The sequence below is a fragment of the Haemophilus haemolyticus genome (assembly GCF_003490935.1).
Lineage (GTDB): Bacteria > Pseudomonadota > Gammaproteobacteria > Enterobacterales > Pasteurellaceae > Haemophilus > Haemophilus haemolyticus_M.
Genome location: NZ_QQGD01000001.1, coordinates 224,637 through 241,390, shown reverse-complemented (window position 1 = coordinate 241,390; position 16,754 = coordinate 224,637). Strand labels below are relative to the sequence as shown.

The 16,754-nt window shown below is 39.1% G+C and carries 13 protein-coding genes, 1 tRNA gene, 1 pseudogene and 1 other annotated feature; of the genes and pseudogenes, 8 read left to right on the top strand and 7 right to left on the bottom strand.

Annotation, left to right across the window (positions count from 1 at the left end):
- The first annotated feature begins 37 nt into the window (after positions 1–37).
- The 5 genes from cmoA (at position 38) to priC (ending at position 4,299) form a co-directional block, all read left to right on the top strand.
- The gene (cmoA, locus tag DV417_RS01265) at positions 38–763 is read left to right on the top strand and encodes a carboxy-S-adenosyl-L-methionine synthase CmoA (protein WP_118878111.1); all 726 of its coding nucleotides are present in this window, start codon (positions 38–40) and stop codon (positions 761–763) included.
- A gap of 74 nt (positions 764–837) precedes the next feature.
- Positions 838–1,245 carry a lactoylglutathione lyase gene (gloA, locus tag DV417_RS01260; protein ID WP_105888648.1) on the top strand — a complete coding sequence of 136 codons (408 nt, stop codon included), beginning with the start codon at positions 838–840 and terminating at the stop codon, positions 1,243–1,245.
- A gap of 73 nt (positions 1,246–1,318) precedes the next feature.
- On the top strand, positions 1,319–2,008 hold the full coding sequence (gene rnt, locus DV417_RS01255; RefSeq protein WP_118878108.1) for a ribonuclease T: 690 nt from the start codon (positions 1,319–1,321) through the stop codon (positions 2,006–2,008).
- A 95-nt stretch (positions 2,009–2,103) separates the two neighbouring features.
- Positions 2,104–2,225 (top strand) — a sequence feature (His leader region).
- A gap of 101 nt (positions 2,226–2,326) precedes the next feature.
- The gene (locus DV417_RS01250) at positions 2,327–3,679 is read left to right on the top strand and encodes a Na+/H+ antiporter family protein (RefSeq protein WP_118878105.1); all 1,353 of its coding nucleotides are present in this window, start codon (positions 2,327–2,329) and stop codon (positions 3,677–3,679) included.
- Positions 3,680–3,711: 32 nt separating this feature from the next.
- Complete coding sequence (gene priC, locus DV417_RS01245; protein WP_118878103.1) at positions 3,712–4,299, top strand: primosomal replication protein PriC; 588 nt, start codon at positions 3,712–3,714, stop codon at positions 4,297–4,299.
- A gap of 51 nt (positions 4,300–4,350) precedes the next feature.
- Here priC and DV417_RS01240 read toward each other — a convergent pair.
- A tRNA-Ser gene (locus DV417_RS01240) sits at positions 4,351–4,440 on the bottom strand.
- A gap of 152 nt (positions 4,441–4,592) precedes the next feature.
- Complete coding sequence (gene rne, locus DV417_RS01235; protein ID WP_118878101.1) at positions 4,593–7,406, bottom strand: ribonuclease E; 2,814 nt, start codon at positions 7,404–7,406, stop codon at positions 4,593–4,595.
- Positions 7,407–7,816: 410 nt separating this feature from the next.
- Here rne and rluC point away from each other — a divergent pair, with 410 nt between their 5' ends.
- From rluC to hflX, 3 genes are all read left to right on the top strand, one after another.
- Positions 7,817–8,785: a 23S rRNA pseudouridine(955/2504/2580) synthase RluC gene (rluC, locus tag DV417_RS01230; RefSeq protein WP_118878099.1), complete on the top strand. Its 969-nt coding sequence runs from the start codon at positions 7,817–7,819 to the stop codon at positions 8,783–8,785.
- A gap of 91 nt (positions 8,786–8,876) precedes the next feature.
- Positions 8,877–9,152: an RNA chaperone Hfq gene (gene hfq / locus DV417_RS01225; RefSeq protein WP_005641641.1), complete on the top strand. Its 276-nt coding sequence runs from the start codon at positions 8,877–8,879 to the stop codon at positions 9,150–9,152.
- 14 nt (positions 9,153–9,166) lie between these two features.
- A complete protein-coding gene (gene hflX, locus DV417_RS01220; protein ID WP_118878097.1) occupies positions 9,167–10,528 on the top strand; it encodes a ribosome rescue GTPase HflX in 1,362 nt (453 codons plus the stop codon).
- An 11-nt stretch (positions 10,529–10,539) separates the two neighbouring features.
- Here hflX and DV417_RS01215 read toward each other — a convergent pair whose 3' ends face one another.
- The 5 genes and pseudogenes from DV417_RS01215 to menD all read right to left on the bottom strand — a co-directional run bounded on the left by DV417_RS01215 (position 10,540) and on the right by menD (position 16,740).
- Entirely contained in the window at positions 10,540–11,496 is a 957-nt protein-coding gene (locus tag DV417_RS01215) for a sigma 54-interacting transcriptional regulator (RefSeq protein WP_118878095.1), read from the bottom strand.
- A 130-nt stretch (positions 11,497–11,626) separates the two neighbouring features.
- A pseudogene (locus tag DV417_RS09630) lies at positions 11,627–11,767 on the bottom strand (IS3 family transposase); the annotation flags it as partial.
- A gap of 1,086 nt (positions 11,768–12,853) precedes the next feature.
- Positions 12,854–14,170 carry an MFS transporter gene (locus tag DV417_RS01200; protein WP_005634220.1) on the bottom strand — a complete coding sequence of 439 codons (1,317 nt, stop codon included), beginning with the start codon at positions 14,168–14,170 and terminating at the stop codon, positions 12,854–12,856.
- Positions 14,171–14,225: 55 nt separating this feature from the next.
- Positions 14,226–14,969 carry a 2-succinyl-6-hydroxy-2,4-cyclohexadiene-1-carboxylate synthase gene (gene menH / locus DV417_RS01195; protein ID WP_118878091.1) on the bottom strand — a complete coding sequence of 248 codons (744 nt, stop codon included), beginning with the start codon at positions 14,967–14,969 and terminating at the stop codon, positions 14,226–14,228.
- 61 nt (positions 14,970–15,030) lie between these two features.
- Positions 15,031–16,740 (bottom strand): 2-succinyl-5-enolpyruvyl-6-hydroxy-3-cyclohexene-1-carboxylic-acid synthase, encoded by a 1,710-nt coding sequence (gene menD, locus DV417_RS01190; protein ID WP_118878089.1) that lies wholly within the window; start codon positions 16,738–16,740, stop codon positions 15,031–15,033.
- Between the last annotated feature and the right edge of the window lie 14 nt (positions 16,741–16,754).

Sequence of the window (16,754 nt, the reverse complement as noted above, 5' to 3'; positions counted from 1 at the left end):
GTGGAAAGTTAAAAAACACATCCCGCACACAATGTAAATCATGAAAGATACTATTTTTTCCGCGCCTATTGAAAAACTCGGCGATTTTACCTTTGATGAAAACGTTGCTGAAGTCTTTCCAGACATGATTCAACGCTCCGTACCAGGCTATTCCAACATTATTACGGCAATCGGTATGCTGGCAGAACGTTTCGTTACTGCTGATAGTCATGTTTATGATCTTGGTTGCTCACGAGGTGCGGCCACACTTTCGGCACGTCGAAATATTCATCAACCAAACGTAAAAATTATTGGCATCGATAATTCTCAACCTATGGTTGAACGTTGTCGTCAACATATTGCGGCATATCATAGTGAAGTACCTGTAGAAATTCTCTGTGACGATATTCGCCACGTTGAAATTAAAAATGCCTCAATGGTCATTCTCAACTTCACCTTGCAATTTTTACCGCCTGAAGATCGTATCGCATTGCTTACCAAAATCTATGAAGGTTTAAATCCAAATGGTGTATTGGTGCTATCTGAAAAATTCCGTTTTGAAGATGAAAAGGTAAATGAGCTACTGATTGATCTCCACCACCAATTCAAACGTGCTAATGGTTATAGCGAACTTGAAGTGAGTCAGAAACGCACCGCACTTGAAAATGTGATGCGTACAGATTCTATCGAGACACACAAAGTGCGGTTAAAAAACGTAGGATTTTCACAAGTAGAACTTTGGTTCCAATGCTTTAATTTTGGCTCAATGATTGCGGTTAAATAATTCATAACAAATTTATTTAATTAAACTTTTTTGTGGCATAATGCCCGCACTTTTATCAAAAAAGGATTAAACCAATGCGAATTTTACACACTATGTTACGCGTGGGCGATTTAGATCGTTCAATCAAATTCTATCAAGATGTTTTAGGTATGCGCTTATTACGCACCAGTGAAAACCCAGAATACAAATATACGCTGGCTTTTTTAGGTTACGAAGATGGCGAAAGTGCGGCAGAAATTGAATTAACATACAACTGGGGCGTAGATAAATATGAACACGGCACAGCATATGGACATATCGCTATCGGTGTAGATGACATTTATGCGACTTGTGAAGCCGTTCGCGCAAACGGTGGTAACGTTACTCGCGAAGCTGGGCCAGTTAAAGGTGGCTCAACCGTCATTGCTTTTGTTGAAGATCCAGATGGTTATAAAATTGAATTTATCGAAAACAAAAGTACTAAATCTGGTTTAGGCAACTAAAGTGCGGTCAATTTTTATTATATTTTGAATAACGTAGGGATTCCTACGTTATTTTATTTTTAAGAGATAGATTATGTCCGATTCTCAAGAAATCCCTTATCACAACCAATTAAAAAATCGCTTTCGTGGCTATTTCCCCGTCATTATTGATGTTGAAACTGCAGGTTTTGATGCAAAAAAAGATGCGTTACTCGAACTAGCCGCCATCACATTAAAAATGGATGAAAACGGTTATTTGCATCCTGATCAGAAATGCCATTTTCATATCGAGCCTTTTGAAGGAGCAAATATTAATCCAGAATCCTTGAAATTTAATGGCATTGATATTCACAATCCATTACGTGGCGCAGTGTCTGAACTCGATGCAATCACGGGGTTATTTCAAATGGTACGTCGAGGACAAAAAGATGCAGATTGCCAACGTTCTATCATCGTGGCGCACAATGCTGCTTTTGACCAAAGTTTTGTGATGGCTGCTGCTGAACGTACTGGCGTAAAGCGTAATCCCTTCCACCCTTTTGGAATGTTTGATACAGCAAGTTTAGCAGGTTTAATGTTTGGTCAGACTGTTCTCGTTAAAGCCTGTCTTGCTGCTAAAATCCCATTTGATGGGAAGCAAGCTCACTCCGCCCTATACGACACAGAACGCACGGCGGAATTATTTTGCTATATGGTGAATCATTTAAAAGATCTCGGGGGATTCCCGCATATTGCTTCTGAACTGGAACAGGAAAAAACAACTAAAAAAGAGACCGCACTTTAAAAAAATAAAAAAGTGGTTGCAATCGTTTTCTTTTTCCAGTAGTTTAAAAAGCAATTCTTATTTGGAGATTTGAAAATGAACATTATCCGTCGTCACCATCATCACCATTCAACTGAATAATCTTTCAGGTTTTTGGTGTGCTTGGAAGATTTCTTCCGAGCTGACAGGATAATAAAAATCTTACCCCTCGGAAGGCGACTTTCGAGGGGTTTTGTTTTATTTATGATATAGGAGGCATTAATTTAGCGTTATTATTTGTTCAACAAATACAAATTTTAAAGTAAAGTATTCATCATTTAATTTACAAGGAAAAACACAATGTTATCAAACCCTGTTGTTATCTCAATCATCGTTTTGCTGGCACTAAGTTTGCTACGCATCAACGTTATTATCGCACTGGTGATTGCTGCGCTTACCGCAGGATTTATCGGTAATTTAGGCTTAACTAAAACCATCGAAACCTTTACAGGCGGCTTAGGTGGCGGTGCTGAAGTAGCGATGAACTATGCAATGCTTGGTGCGTTCGCGATTGCGATTTCTAAATCAGGTATTACCGACTTAATTGCCTATAAGATCATCACTAAAATGAATAAAACTCCAAGTTCCAGCAATTTAACCTGGTTTAAATATTTAATTTTTGGTGTATTGGTATTATTCGCCATTTCTTCACAGAACTTACTTCCTGTACACATTGCTTTTATTCCAATCGTCGTGCCGCCGTTACTTTCTATTTTTAATCGTCTAAAAATAGACCGTCGCGCTGTAACCTGTGTACTTACATTCGGCTTAACGGCAACTTATATGTTACTTCCTGTTGGCTTTGGTAAAATTTTTATCGAAAGTATTTTGGTCAAAAATATCAATCAAGCAGGTGCTGCTCTTGGTTTACAAACAAATGTAGCTCAGGTATCCCTCGCGATGTTATTGCCCGTAATTGGTATGATTTTAGGGTTGCTCACCGCAATATTCATCACTTATCGCAAACCAAGAGAATATGATGTGACTATTCAAGAGCCAACCACAAAAGAAATTGAAGCACACATCGCAAACATAAAACCAAAACAAATCACTGCAAGTTTAATCGCCATTGTAGCGACCTTCGCAACACAATTAGTGACAAGTTCAACCATTATTGGTGGTTTAGTTGGGATAGTCATTTTCGCAATATTTGGCATTTTCAAATTGAAAGAAAGTAACGATATTTTCCAACAAGGTTTACGTTTAATGGCAATGATTGGATTTGTTATGATTGCGGCATCTGGTTTTGCTAATGTGATTAATGCAACAACGGGTGTAACAGATTTAGTTCAAAGCTTAAGTAATGGTGCGATTCAAAGTAAAGGTTTAGCCGCATTCTTAATGTTACTGGTCGGATTGTTGATTACAATGGGAATTGGGTCGTCATTCTCAACTGTACCAATCATTGCTTCTATCTACGTGCCACTTTGTTTATCTTTTGGTTTCTCACCATTAGCCACCGTTTCAATCGTTGGTGTTGCGGCTGCATTAGGAGACGCTGGCTCCCCAGCATCTGACTCCACCTTAGGTCCAACATCAGGTTTAAATATGGATGGTAAACACGACCACATTTGGGATTCTGTTGTACCCACTTTCCTACACTACAATATTCCATTATTAGCGTTTGGCTGGATTGCAGCAATGTACCTTTAACGATTATAATCCCCCGACTTGGGGGATTTTTTATGACCATTCAACAACTTATCCAGATCTTAGATCAAAAAGTTCAGCAACTTTATCAAGCTCATTTATCAAAACGAGAAGAAAAAATCTTCGCCAAATTTGACCGCACTTTGTTCAGTGAACATGGACAGAATGTTTCCTTTTATCTAAATGAAATCAATCAAACGCTAGATAGAATAAAGACATTAGAATCTAACGATCTTAATTACTATAATTTTCTGGCAGAGCGTTTACTCGCTCAATGTTCCGTTCTTTCAGAAGCTTTAACTCGCAAGAATACTCACCAAACAGCCCCCCAAACAACAACGAAACAAACCATTCAAAAATCTCAACATAGCATTCATAAATTACCACCAAGAGAACGGTTGGAAAAATACTATGAAGCATTAGAACGCTTGAATAAGCTTTATCAACAACATAAAGATTTAGCACAGGCAGAAAAAAATAATGATGAAAAAATACGTTATGCTCAACTTGCAGAAGGTTATAAAAAACGTCAACAGAAATGCCAGGATGCAATCGATCTTTTAGAAGAATATTTGGTGTTTAAGGAAGAATTAGAAAACCGTGAAAATACGGAAAATAGATGATTAGAAATAGAAAAACTAATTCTCTCGAGTTAGTTAACTTTGAAAGGTTGATGGCGGAGGAATAGGGATTCGAACCCTAGGAGGGCGTAAACCCTCGCCGGTTTTCAAGACCGGTGCCTTCAACCACTCGACCATTCCTCCGTGATTTAATGCGCACGCATAATACGTTTTTTGAGAAAGACCGTCAAGCAGAAATCATCTCGTTTTTATCAAGTGATTATTTTTACTGCACTCCAAAAATAAAAAGAATTGACGTAATAAACATCACGCCAATTCTAATTTTTTATTTTAGATTACTCTGATTTAGCTCGGGTAGGCTCAGAATATACATGGCTAATCGCACAATGATGTCCTGCTGCCCCTTTACCGTAAAAATAATAGCGAGAATCTTGCCATTCAATAATTGGGAAAGTTTCTGGCATTTCATCACTCGCTTTCGCCAAAGTCATCTCTGCTTTTGTATGAGCAACTGAAGAAATGGTACCTAAACGCCCATTAAACTCATAAGTACGAACAAAGGCTGGTTCATTTACAGTTTCAGACTCATTTACAGCAATCGTTGCTTCAATAGACTCAACAATCTCTTGAGGTTTATGAGAATTTAAACGCTCTAAAGATTCTTGTACTTTTTTCTGTACAGATTCGTTGGCTGGCTGAGTAATAAAATCTAATGCTGGTTTTACTTCAAGAGATTTTTCTTCAACCACAATCCCCATTGCTGGCGTGATAAAACCTTTTTTAGTTTTTTCTTGCTCAAGCAATTCATCCACAGATAAGAAATTATTTTCTTTCGGAGTGTTCACTGTTGAATAGTCCACCCAAGCTTTTCCACTTGCCAATTCAGGTGAAGCCACTGCAGCAAATAATGGCATTGGTGATTTTGGCTCTTGATGACGGCGACGACGTTGATTATTCGCTGCTCGTAAATGACGTGGAGTGCGACGTTGACGATCTTGACGTTCAGAACGTTCTTGGTTTTGACGAGCTGGTTTTTCATCATCTTGAACGGCTTGAACTGAGACAACATCCATTTCTGGCATTTGTTCAATAATGCTTTCGTTATTTTCAACAGCCATCTCATTATCTTCAACACGCACGCGTTTACGTAAATCACGACGTTGACGACGTTGAGTCACTTGCTCAGTTTTTTCATCTTGAGCCTCAAAAACCGGTGTAGAATTTACCGCACTTTCAGCGATACTTTCTTCCACTAAGTTACGGCGCGGACGGCGTTGATTACGCTCACGAATATTACGAACTTGTTCTTCGGTTCTTTCCGTTTCGTTATTTTCAGAACGTGGACGACGAGAAGTTCGACGATCCTGTGGACGACGTTGATTACGATTAGAATTGCGCGAAGTGCGGTTATTTTTTAGTTTATTTTCTTCGGATTCAGAAGCAAACAATCCTTTAATCTTCGCGATAATTTTCGCTAACAAAGACGGTTCATTCGATTTACGCTCAACTGGAGTCGGAGCAGCTTCAGAAATAGAAAGCGCCACTGCCGCACTTTCAACGGCAGGTTGTTCAGCAACAACTGTTGTTTCCACATTACGAGAAACAAGAGATTCCTCAGTGCTTTCATCTTTCTCACAGTGAATTTTCGCTAAGTTATAGCTCAATTCATTTACCTCTTCGCCATCGCGTAAGCGGAAAACGCTAAAGTGCGGTGTTTCCATTGCTTCATTTGGCGCAACAATAACATCTACATTGTGACGTTTTTCAATATTGCTAATTGCTTTACGTTTTTCGTTAAGAAGATAAGAAGCAATTTGTACAGGCACAATCGTATGCACTTGCTTGGTGTTTTCTTTTAACGCTTCTTCCTCGATTAAACGCAAGATAGACAAGGAAAGAGATTCGTTATCACGCACTTTACCTGTTCCTTGACAACGAGGACAAATGTGATGTGAAGACTCACCTAATGAAGGACTTAAACGCTGACGCGACATTTCTAACAAACCGAAACGAGAAATGCGGCTAATTTGAATGCGAGCACGATCTTGGCGAACGGCATCACGAATACGATTTTCCACTTCACGTTGGTGACGAACTGGCGTCATATCAATGAAATCGATAACAACTAAACCACCTAAGTCACGCAAACGTAATTGACGCGCAATTTCATCTGCCGCTTCAAGGTTAGTATTTAATGCCGTTTCTTCAATATCGCCACCACGAGTAGAACGCGCGGAGTTAATATCAATAGCGGTTAATGCTTCGGTTACATCAATAACGATTGAACCGCCAGAAGGTAAACGCACTTCACGTTGGAATGCTGACTCAATTTGAGATTCGATCTGATAGTGGCTGAAAAGAGGCACTTCACCTTGATAAAGTTTCACGCGATTGATGAAATCTGGGCGAACAAGTTTGATATGCTCTTTTGCTTTTTCAAACACTTTCGGGCTATCAATAAGGATCTCACCAATATCTCGGCGCAAATAATCACGAATAGCACGTACAATTACATCACTTTCTTGGTGAATCAAGAAAGGTGCTGGACGATTTTGAGATGCTTGTTTAATCGCTTCCCAATGGTGAAGTAAAACTTTTAAGTCCCACTGCAACTCTTCTGGAGATTTACCCACACCTGCAGTACGAACAATCAATCCCACGCCTTCAGGCACATCTAATGAACTTAATGCCTCTTTTAATTCAGTACGCTCATCTCCTTCGATGCGACGAGAGATCCCACCGGCACGCGGATTATTTGGCATAATAACCAAATAACTACCCGCAAGAGAAACGAAAGTGGTTAAGGCTGCGCCTTTATTTCCGCGTTCTTCTTTATTAACTTGAACGATAACTTCTTGGCCTTCGTTCAAGATATCGCGAATATTCGGACGACCTTGGAAAACATAATCATCGGGAAAATATTCACGAGAAATTTCTTTTAATGGCAAAAAACCATGACGTTCTGCACCATAATCTACAAAAGCCGCTTCTAAGCTTGGCTCAACGCGAGTAATTTTCCCTTTGTAGATATTCGCTTTTTTTTGCTCATGTCCTGGGCTTTCAATATCCAGGTCAAATAAGCGCTGTCCATCAACAAGCGCTACACGCAACTCTTCTTTTTGAGTCGCATTAATTAACATTCTTTTCATTGTCAATTCTCTTATTAAATTTTTAAAAGACCTCAAAATAAACCGCACTTTGCTTCGTTATCGACCTCGTGTTTCTCGCGCCAGTCAATCTCACGACTGTATGTTGCTGGGTGCATTGATAACGTTATTAAGCATAAACATTTGCTTTATAAAACAACGCGATATTCCGCACGCGTTGCAAGCGGCTAATTTATTTTAAGAAAAATGTTGATTATCAATGTCTTATGCCGATTGCCGCATTGAGTTTTCACCAACAAAACTTATCCTTTTTTACGCAAATTCTTAGGCGCAAAAAGACGCTCTATTATCCATAGAAAACGATTAATTAGCAAGGTGAATATTACGTTCATAGAGTTACGTTAATAGCGCCTTTGTGATATGATTCGCGCCAATTTTCAAAAGGAAAAAAGATGACAGAACAAAACGAAAAAATCATTAATTCATCAGTAAAAATGCTGACAATTAGTGAAGATGAAAGCGGCCAACGTATCGATAATTATTTATTAGCAAAACTCAAAGGTGTGCCTAAAAGTTTAATTTATCGCATTGTGCGTAAAGGTGAAGTGCGGGTAAATAAAGGCCGTATTAAGCCAGAGTATAAATTGCAAACAGGTGATATCGTTCGCATTCCACCAGTGCGTGTGGCTGAAAAAAACGACGCATCGATTTCCAAAAATCTCAATAAAGTCGCCGCACTTGAAAACCAAATTTTATTTGAAGATGATTGCTTGATTGTTTTAAATAAACCTTCAGGAATCGCTGTGCATGGTGGAAGTGGTTTAAATTTTGGGGTGATTGAAGCCTTACGAGCACTACGTCCAGAAGCGCGCTTTTTAGAATTGGTTCATCGTTTGGATCGCGATACATCAGGCATTTTATTAATTGCGAAAAAACGTTCAGCATTACGCAATTTGCACGAACAACTTCGCGTAAAAACCGTTCAAAAAGATTATTTAGCGTTAGTACGTGGGCAATGGCAATCCCATGTAAAAGTTGTTCAGGCCCCTCTTTTGAAAAATGAATTATCCAGCGGCGAGCGTATTGTGCGTGTCAGCGAGCAAGGCAAACCATCTGAAACCCGATTTAGCATTGAAGAACGCTATACAAATGCTACACTTGTAAAAGCATCGCCAGTCACAGGGCGAACACATCAAATTCGTGTACATACACAATATGCCGGACATCCCATTGCATTAGATGATAAATACGGTGATAAAGATTTTGATAAACAAATGAGCGAATTAGGATTGAACCGTTTGTTCTTGCATGCCTTTTCAATTCGATTTGAGCACCCTAAAAATGGCGAAACACTGCGCTTCAATGCACCACTAGATCATAAAATGAAAGCAATTTTGCAAAAGTTACGGGAAAGCAAATAGACAACATTTGTGTTTATTGCTACACTTGCGCGCGGAGACAACTCGTTTCTATCACCAAAATTTCATAATAACGACAACAAAGGATAGCAAAATGGCAAAAGGACAATCTTTACAAGATCCTTATTTAAATGCGCTTCGTCGCGAACGCATTCCTGTATCAATCTACCTTGTAAACGGAATCAAACTTCAAGGTCAAATTGAATCATTCGATCAATTTGTGATTTTATTAAAAAACACTGTGAACCAAATGGTATATAAACACGCAATTTCAACTGTTGTGCCTGCGCGCTCTGTTTCTCATCACAATAGCAGCCATCATGTAGCAACACCTGAAGCCGTTGAAAGCGTGGAAACTCAAGCAGAATAATCACAGCTCCATCAATGGATAATCAATATTTATTAAGTGCGGTTGGAAATTCTCAGGAAATTTCAACCGCACTTTCTTCATCCCAACAATCTGAAAAAATGCGTGATACCGCCATCGTGGTTCACGTTTTCTTTGCGCAAGATAAAAACACTGATGATCTACAAGAGTTTTTGCTACTCGCTGATTCTGCCAATGTGGATGTATTAGATACTATCACTACAAGCCGTAACACTCCTCAAGCTAAATATTTTGTAGGTGAGGGAAAAGCTCAAGAAATTGCAGATGCGGTGCAATCACATAATGCTGATGTTGTGCTTTTTAACCATCAATTAACCCCAGCACAAACACGTAACTTAGAAAGTTTATGTCATTGTCGAGTGGTCGATCGCACTGGCGTCATTTTAGATATTTTCGCCCAACGAGCACGCTCTCATGAGGGGAAATTACAGGTTGAACTTGCGCAACTAAAACACTTATCCACTCGATTAGTTCGTCGCAAAACAGGCTTAGATCAACAAAAAGGCGCGGTAGGATTACGTGGACCGGGTGAAACCCAGTTAGAAACAGATCGCCGCTTAATTAAAGTGCGCATTTCTCAATTACAAAATCGCTTAGCAAAAGTGGAGAAACAGCGCAATCAAAATCGCCAAACACGCCAAAAAGCAGACATTCCAACGATTTCACTTGTTGGCTATACCAATGCAGGAAAATCAACCTTATTTAATCGCTTAACCAATGCAGAGGTTTATGCCGAAGATCAGCTTTTTGCAACATTAGATCCCACTTTACGAAAATTACAGATTCAAGATGTGGGTACGGCAATTTTAGCGGATACAGTAGGATTTGTTCGACAGCTTCCGCATGATCTTGTTTCAGCCTTTAAATCGACTTTACAAGAAACAGTAGAAGCTAGCTTATTACTCCATGTCATTGATGCCGCTGACTCGCGAAAACAAGAAAATATCGATGCCGTCAATGATGTGCTAGAAGAAATTGGTGCAGGAGAAGTTCCTGTTCTATTGGTATATAACAAAATTGATTTGCTGGAAAATGTTGCACCGCATATCGAATACAATGATGAAAATCAGCCTGTTGCAGTCTATCTCTCTGCGCAAGATGAGCTGGGTATTCATTTATTGTTTGAAGCCATTAAAGTGCGGTTAAAAAACGAGATACTTTCTCTTTCTTTAATTTTACAACCACACGAAGGCAAACTTCGCCATGCTTTTTATCAACTTGATTGTGTACGCCATGAACAAATTTCGGAACAAGGCGAGTTCTTGTTAGACGTACAGATTGATAAAATTATGTGGTTAAAGTTATGTAAGCAATTTTCTAGATTAGCGGATATTAAAATACAATCTGACAATGCCTAATTTATAGAAAATTATTTTCCAATCCCATATTGTTTCAATTTATTCGCAATCGCAGTATGGGAAACGCCTAAACGTTGAGCTAATTTTCTCGTACTTGGATATTCTGCATAAAATAATTTTAGGACTTGCGACTCATAAGAACTAATGATTTCATCTAAGGTTTTATTTTCAAATTCATCCAAAGAAATTACCGCACTTTGTGGCGGAGCAAGATTTAAACTTTCGATAGTTAAATGATTATCTTGTACCAGAGAGCAGGAACGATAAAGAGTGTTATAAAGCTCACGAACATTCCCTTTCCAATCATATTTCTGCAAATAAAGAAGAAAATCTTTATCGAAAGTTGGTTTTGCAATTTTTAATTCTTCACTGATTTCCTGTAAAAAACCTTGTGCCAGTGGCTCAATATCTGTAATGCGATCACGTAATGGAGGCACATTAATAGTGAGAACATTTAAGCGATGAAATAAATCAGCACGAACTTTGCCTTGCTCAACAAGCAAATGAAGTGGAACCTGTGATGTGCAAATCACTCGTACGTTTGCATGATGTTCCTTCTCTTCACCCACCCGACGAAAAGAGCCATCCGTTAAAAAACGCAATAATTTAGCCTGCAAGCCCAATGAAAGTTCTGCAATGCCATCTAGTAATACAGTTCCCTCATTCGCGTATTCAAAAAAACCGATGGTTTCACTGTCTCCGACTTTTCGACCAAACATTTCACTTTCGGCATCTTCATCAGGCAAACCCGCACAGTTTACTGCAATAAATTTTTTATCACGACGTAAACTTTGATAATGGCAGGCTTTTGCCAACAAATCTTTTCCAGTCCCAGTTTCACCTTGAATTAATAAAGGCGCATCAAACATAGCAAAACGTTTCGCATTTTCTACCGCACTTTTCATGGATTCACTTTGCACAATAAAACAATCGAAAGGATTTTGTGGATTAAATTTGAAACTGGTCATATATCAGAAATGTAGGGAAAATAAGATTGGATTATGATAGTTTTTTTACAGAAAAGTGTAAATATTATTTTACACATCAAAAAAAATAAAAATGCGGTCTATTTTGATCTGCCCCCAAAAATCAGGACGATTAATTCAAGGACTGACAACGATATTGTATCAGGCTCAGTCCTTTTAATTTCACTTGGATTCGACGGTGGTTATAATAGTCCAAATAATCCCTTACCGATTCACCTATCGCTTCTTTCGTTTTAAATTCCCACTTGTAAAAGCATTCCCGTTTTTAATCCCCAAAGAAACTTTCCATTGCTGCGTTATCTAAGCAATTCCCTTTTCTTGACATACTTTGAATTATACCTTTCTCGGCAAGTATTCGGTGTAAGCACTCATCTCATACTGCTACCTTAGTCTGAATGTAAAATCAAGCCCTCAACCTTATTCTGGCGTTTGCCCGCCATGTTTAACATTGACTTGTACCCAATTCAGCAAGTAACTGAGATTAAAGGCGACTATCTCATTGTTAAATAAGTCTAAAATCGGGGATAAATAGACTCCCCCTATCTTTCGCTTTAAACTCCGTGATATCTGTTACCCACTATTGATTCGGGGCAGTTGCCGTAAAATCACACTCAAGACGATTCGGAGAAATATGGCCTATTGTTCCTCGATAGGTCATGAATTTCTTGCGTTTCTTAACCGCACTTGGCGTCCAAGTACCGCATTAGAAGCTGGATTTTCTTGTGATTTAACGTTGGCAGACAGGCTGAACACTTCGATAGCCATAATCAGGCTGATTGGCTTTGATGCGTTTAATGGCCTTTTTCAGCTACGCCCCTTATCCAGTTTAATCTGAAGTTTAGCAAAAAATGCACTACGTGCTAACCGTACAAATCCTAAAAGCCATTTTAATGGGTAATGCGTTCTTAACCTTTGGATAATTTCCTTTACTCGGCTTCGTACTGAAATCTGAGCCTTCTCAATTCATTTAGGTAGGCTTCAAGCTGTAAAATTCTCAGGCGTAAAGGCTCTTCTTCAGTTTTGGGTAGAGGTGGCATTTTTGCATATTTGGGTTTCATCGGCGGTCGTCCTGATGGTTTACGGGGAATAAGTTCTTTTATGCCACTTTTTTTCAAACCGTTTCAACCACATACAGACTAGGGAGTTGGAAGGAATATTGTAAAAACACGCAGCTTCTCTGATACTCATTTTCCCATTTAAAATAGAGTGGAAAGCCTGTAATTTAAATTCTATTGTGTAATGTTTACCCATAAAAAAATCTGCACCTCAATTGTTGGTTGTTGAGTCCAACTTTTAGAGTGCAGATCAAATTTTCACAGCTCTTTTTTCTTAACTAGGATTAGATTTGTGTTAAATCTACATTTTTAGTTTCTTTTGACGCTAATAATGCCAATAGCGTCATGAGGGCATTGATTGCTAAATAAATACCTACGCCCATCACACCAAATGACGCATTAATTTTTAAAGAAATCATCGCCGCAATCGTTGCACCAATAATTGATGCTAAATTATAAGCGAGAGAAGCACCAGAATAACGCACCTCCGTTGGAAATAATTCTGGTAATAGCGCAGCCATTGGACCAAACGTCATCCCCATGATCGCCATACCAATTACTAAAAATGCAAATACGCTCATTGGAGTACCATTTTCTAAGAAGAATGGCATGGTTAAACCGAGCACACCAACAGCTACAGTCACCCAAATTAACCATTTACGGCGACCAATTTTATCGGCATAAACACCAGAAATACTGATAAAGATACCAAATACAATCGCACTAATTAATAACAAGCCAGTAAATGTATTTGCTGGGATACCTAAGCCAAGCGCATAACCTGCTTCAGAAAGCTTTGGTGCTGTTCGAGAATATGCCTGAGCAAAAGCCGTCATAATGTAAAACAGAGAATAAGTTGCCACCATGATAAATGTGCCAATAACCATTGGTTTTAAGTGTTTAGTAAAAACAACACTCACTGGTGCATTCAACTTTTTACCTTTTTGCTCCGCCTCCACAAATACATGGCTTTCATGCAAAGTTAAGCGAACATATAAGCCGACAGCGACCAATAAAACAGAAGATACAAACGGAATACGCCATGCCCATTCCACAAGGGCATCTTGCCCGAGGAAATAGCTAACTAAGAAGAATGTTGCATTCGCTACAAATAAGCCAATTGGCGCACCTAATTGAGGGAAAGTACCGTACCAAGCTCGTTTGCCTTCTGGCGCATTTTCTGTGGCGACTAAAGCTGCCCCTCCCCATTCACCACCAAGTCCAATTCCTTGGCCAACACGGCATACGCAAAGCAAAATTGGCGCCCAGATACCGATTTGAGCATAGTTCGGAAGTAAACCAATTACTACCGTTGAACCACCCATTAAAACAAGGGAGGCAACCAAGGTTTTTTTACGACCAATTTTATCGCCAAAGTGACCAAATAATGCAGAACCAATTGGACGTGCAAAAAATGCTAAAGCAAGCGTAGAAAGAGAAAGTAAATCATTAGAAAGCGGATCATCGCTATGGAAGAATTGCGTATTGAAAACTAATACAGCGGCAGCCGCATAGATATAATAATCAAAAAATTCGATTGCCGTACCGACCATAGAGGCTAACGCCACTTTCATCGGATTATTACGAAGTTGTGTAGACATTGTGTTTCCTTAGTAGTTTATTATAAAGAGAAAGGATTGAATCCTAGCATTTTAACTAAGGTCTATCAATTTTTAATATGCAATTTTCTATTTTTTCAGAGAAATATTTTGAATTTTCTAAATGTGAATTATGTCCAGCGGAAGGAATGGTTACTAAATCTATTTGATTTTCTTTAGCTAGAACCTGGAACTTATGATCTCGCTCACCACAAAAATAAAAAAATGGCAAAGAACTTAACCGCACTTTTTCACTAAAATCAGGTTGTTTAGATAGACTTGTCGCCAGCAGCATCTTGCCAATATTTTCACCGCAATTTGATTTTCGTTTTTCAACTAACTGCAGTCTTTCTTCTGTAGTCAAATGAGAAAATACTGGCTGTTGATACCAATCATTTAATACATTTTCTGGTGGTTCTTGTATAAAACGTTGCGCCCACGCAAAATCCTGCTGAAAACGAGCCTGCTTTTCCTCGTCAGTTTTTAAACCTAGATTCGCCCCTTCTAAAATAACGCCTTGCAAATTAGATCGTTCCACCTGAGCTTGCAGTGCATAATACAAAGCGATCCGTCCGCCTAAAGAATACCCAACAAGAAAATAGGGTTCATTTTTCACCGTACTTTTAATTTGCTGAGCCAAATACTCCGCCGTTTCTTCAAAATTTGTGACTTCAATATCTTTAGCTTGCCCGTGAAAAGGCAAATCTAACGCAATACAATTAAAGTGCGGTAAATTTTCAATGACTTTTTGCCAATCGTTTTTTGTACCAAGAAGTCCGTGAAGAAAAATGATATTTATCATTGAAGGGATTATTGATAGAAAATAATAAAATATGGCGGACTAAAGCCCGCCTACAGAATACTTAAGCACCAATCACCGCGTGACTAATTTGCTCAATTAAGCGTTTATACAAACCGCTACCATCACTCGGATTGGTTTTAATTTCAATTAACGTTGCCTTGCGACGACTATAAGCCTGTTTAACAACAGAATTGAGATCTGCCCAAGTATAAGGATGAGCGTATTTGAGATCGAACATTGCCGCGATTTGAGAAAAATCGCCATTATGCGGTAATCGATAGAACTGATCTTTGACTTGTTCATCCACAGGTAACATATCAAAAATCGCGCCACCATTATTATTGATCACAAAGATTACCGTTGGTTGCGTAACGTTTTTGAATAATGCGAAAGAATTCAAATCATATAAAGTGGACGTATCGCCAATGACCGCAACAACAGGTTTATTTGAACCGATACCAATTCCAGCTGCCGTAGCCAACAAACCATCAATTCCACTTGCGCCACGATTGGTATAAACAGGATAACTTTCTGGTAATTGCGTTAGCGCATCAACCAGACGAACAAGTAAACTATTACCTAAAAATAAAACACCGTTATAAGGTAAAAGTGTTGGTAAACGTAATGCGAGCGAGGCTTCCGTTAAATTTCCGCCTACTTGCTGTTCAATAAAGGTCGAACAGAACTTAGATAAAGCTAATGGCTCAAGCAACCAAGGCTTTTGGCGTAAAGGAGGATGCGCACGCAGCCAATGATGAGCTTTGGCATTAAATCTGGTAAGCGAATGATGATAAGGATCTAATGCTTTACCGCTTTGTTCAACCAGCCAAAATTCACCTTTAAAAGCCTGTAAGAATTGATTAATTCGCTTACTAATAAAGCGTGCACCAAATTGAATCACAATATCAGCTTGCAGAAGTTTTTCACGAACAGTTTGGTTTGCAAGCCAAATATCTTCATAAGGTGTCGTTGGAACAACACCAGATTGAATATCCGTCAGTAACACCCAGCCCATTGAGGTTGCCCAAGAATTAATGCTCATCGCTTGTTCTGCAGGTAATTGACCAACCACAACGACACCACGCTTAGTGCGCCAATGATCCCAGTTTTCATGCATTAATACTTCGTTCTGTTGCGCCTCTACATTCATCCAAGGCTTAGTTTGAATTAACCAACGTTGTAACGGCTGCTGCAGCCAAGGGTGAGAATCTACAGCCTCATCAGTTGCATCATAAAGTGGCTCGGCAAATGGCACATTAATATGAACAACACCACCCTGTTGTTTTTGTTGGAAGGCAGCCTGTTCAAGTAGAGAAATCAACCATTGCGCAGAATAATCTGCATTCGGTTTAGGTAGATTAACATTTGCAACTGGATACTGACCGAACATATTTTGCTGCAAAATAGCCTGATTTGCACCGCACTCCCAAAGTTCTGGTGGACGATCCGCAGTTAAAATAAATAAATTCACACCTGTTTGGCGTGCTTCAATAATTGCTGGATAAAGGTTTGCAGTCGCTGTGCCTGATGTCACAATAATGGCAACAGGTGATTGAGTTGCCTTAGCAATACCCAAAGCAAAAAAACCTAAACCGCGTTCATCAAAATGCGTATGACAAGTGACTGAACCCGCATTTTGCAAACGTACGGCTTCTAGAGTTAAAGGTGTCGAACGCGAACCTGGCGCGATACAAACGTGAGAAACGCCTTGGCGCACCAAGGTTTCTAAAATCACTTTCGACCAACAACGATTAAACACGCTTACCGACATTTTTTTCTCCGTTA

What these genes read in the sequence shown, in the direction of transcription:
- menH (WP_118878091.1), bottom strand. Translation starts at nt 14,969, where the DNA reads ATGATAAATATCATTTTTCTTCACGGACTTCTTGGTACAAAAAACGAT.
- menD (WP_118878089.1), bottom strand. Translation starts at nt 16,740, where the DNA reads ATGTCGGTAAGCGTGTTTAATCGTTGTTGGTCGAAAGTGATTTTAGAA.
- rluC (WP_118878099.1), top strand. Translation starts at nt 7,817, where the DNA reads ATGACAGAACAAAACGAAAAAATCATTAATTCATCAGTAAAAATGCTG.
- priC (WP_118878103.1), top strand. Translation starts at nt 3,712, where the DNA reads ATGACCATTCAACAACTTATCCAGATCTTAGATCAAAAAGTTCAGCAA.
- DV417_RS01200 (WP_005634220.1), bottom strand. Translation starts at nt 14,170, where the DNA reads ATGTCTACACAACTTCGTAATAATCCGATGAAAGTGGCGTTAGCCTCT.
- rne (WP_118878101.1), bottom strand. Translation starts at nt 7,406, where the DNA reads ATGAAAAGAATGTTAATTAATGCGACTCAAAAAGAAGAGTTGCGTGTA.
- hfq (WP_005641641.1), top strand. Translation starts at nt 8,877, where the DNA reads ATGGCAAAAGGACAATCTTTACAAGATCCTTATTTAAATGCGCTTCGT.
- DV417_RS01215 (WP_118878095.1), bottom strand. Translation starts at nt 11,496, where the DNA reads ATGACCAGTTTCAAATTTAATCCACAAAATCCTTTCGATTGTTTTATT.
- gloA (WP_105888648.1), top strand. Translation starts at nt 838, where the DNA reads ATGCGAATTTTACACACTATGTTACGCGTGGGCGATTTAGATCGTTCA.
- DV417_RS01250 (WP_118878105.1), top strand. Translation starts at nt 2,327, where the DNA reads ATGTTATCAAACCCTGTTGTTATCTCAATCATCGTTTTGCTGGCACTA.
- rnt (WP_118878108.1), top strand. Translation starts at nt 1,319, where the DNA reads ATGTCCGATTCTCAAGAAATCCCTTATCACAACCAATTAAAAAATCGC.
- hflX (WP_118878097.1), top strand. Translation starts at nt 9,167, where the DNA reads ATGGATAATCAATATTTATTAAGTGCGGTTGGAAATTCTCAGGAAATT.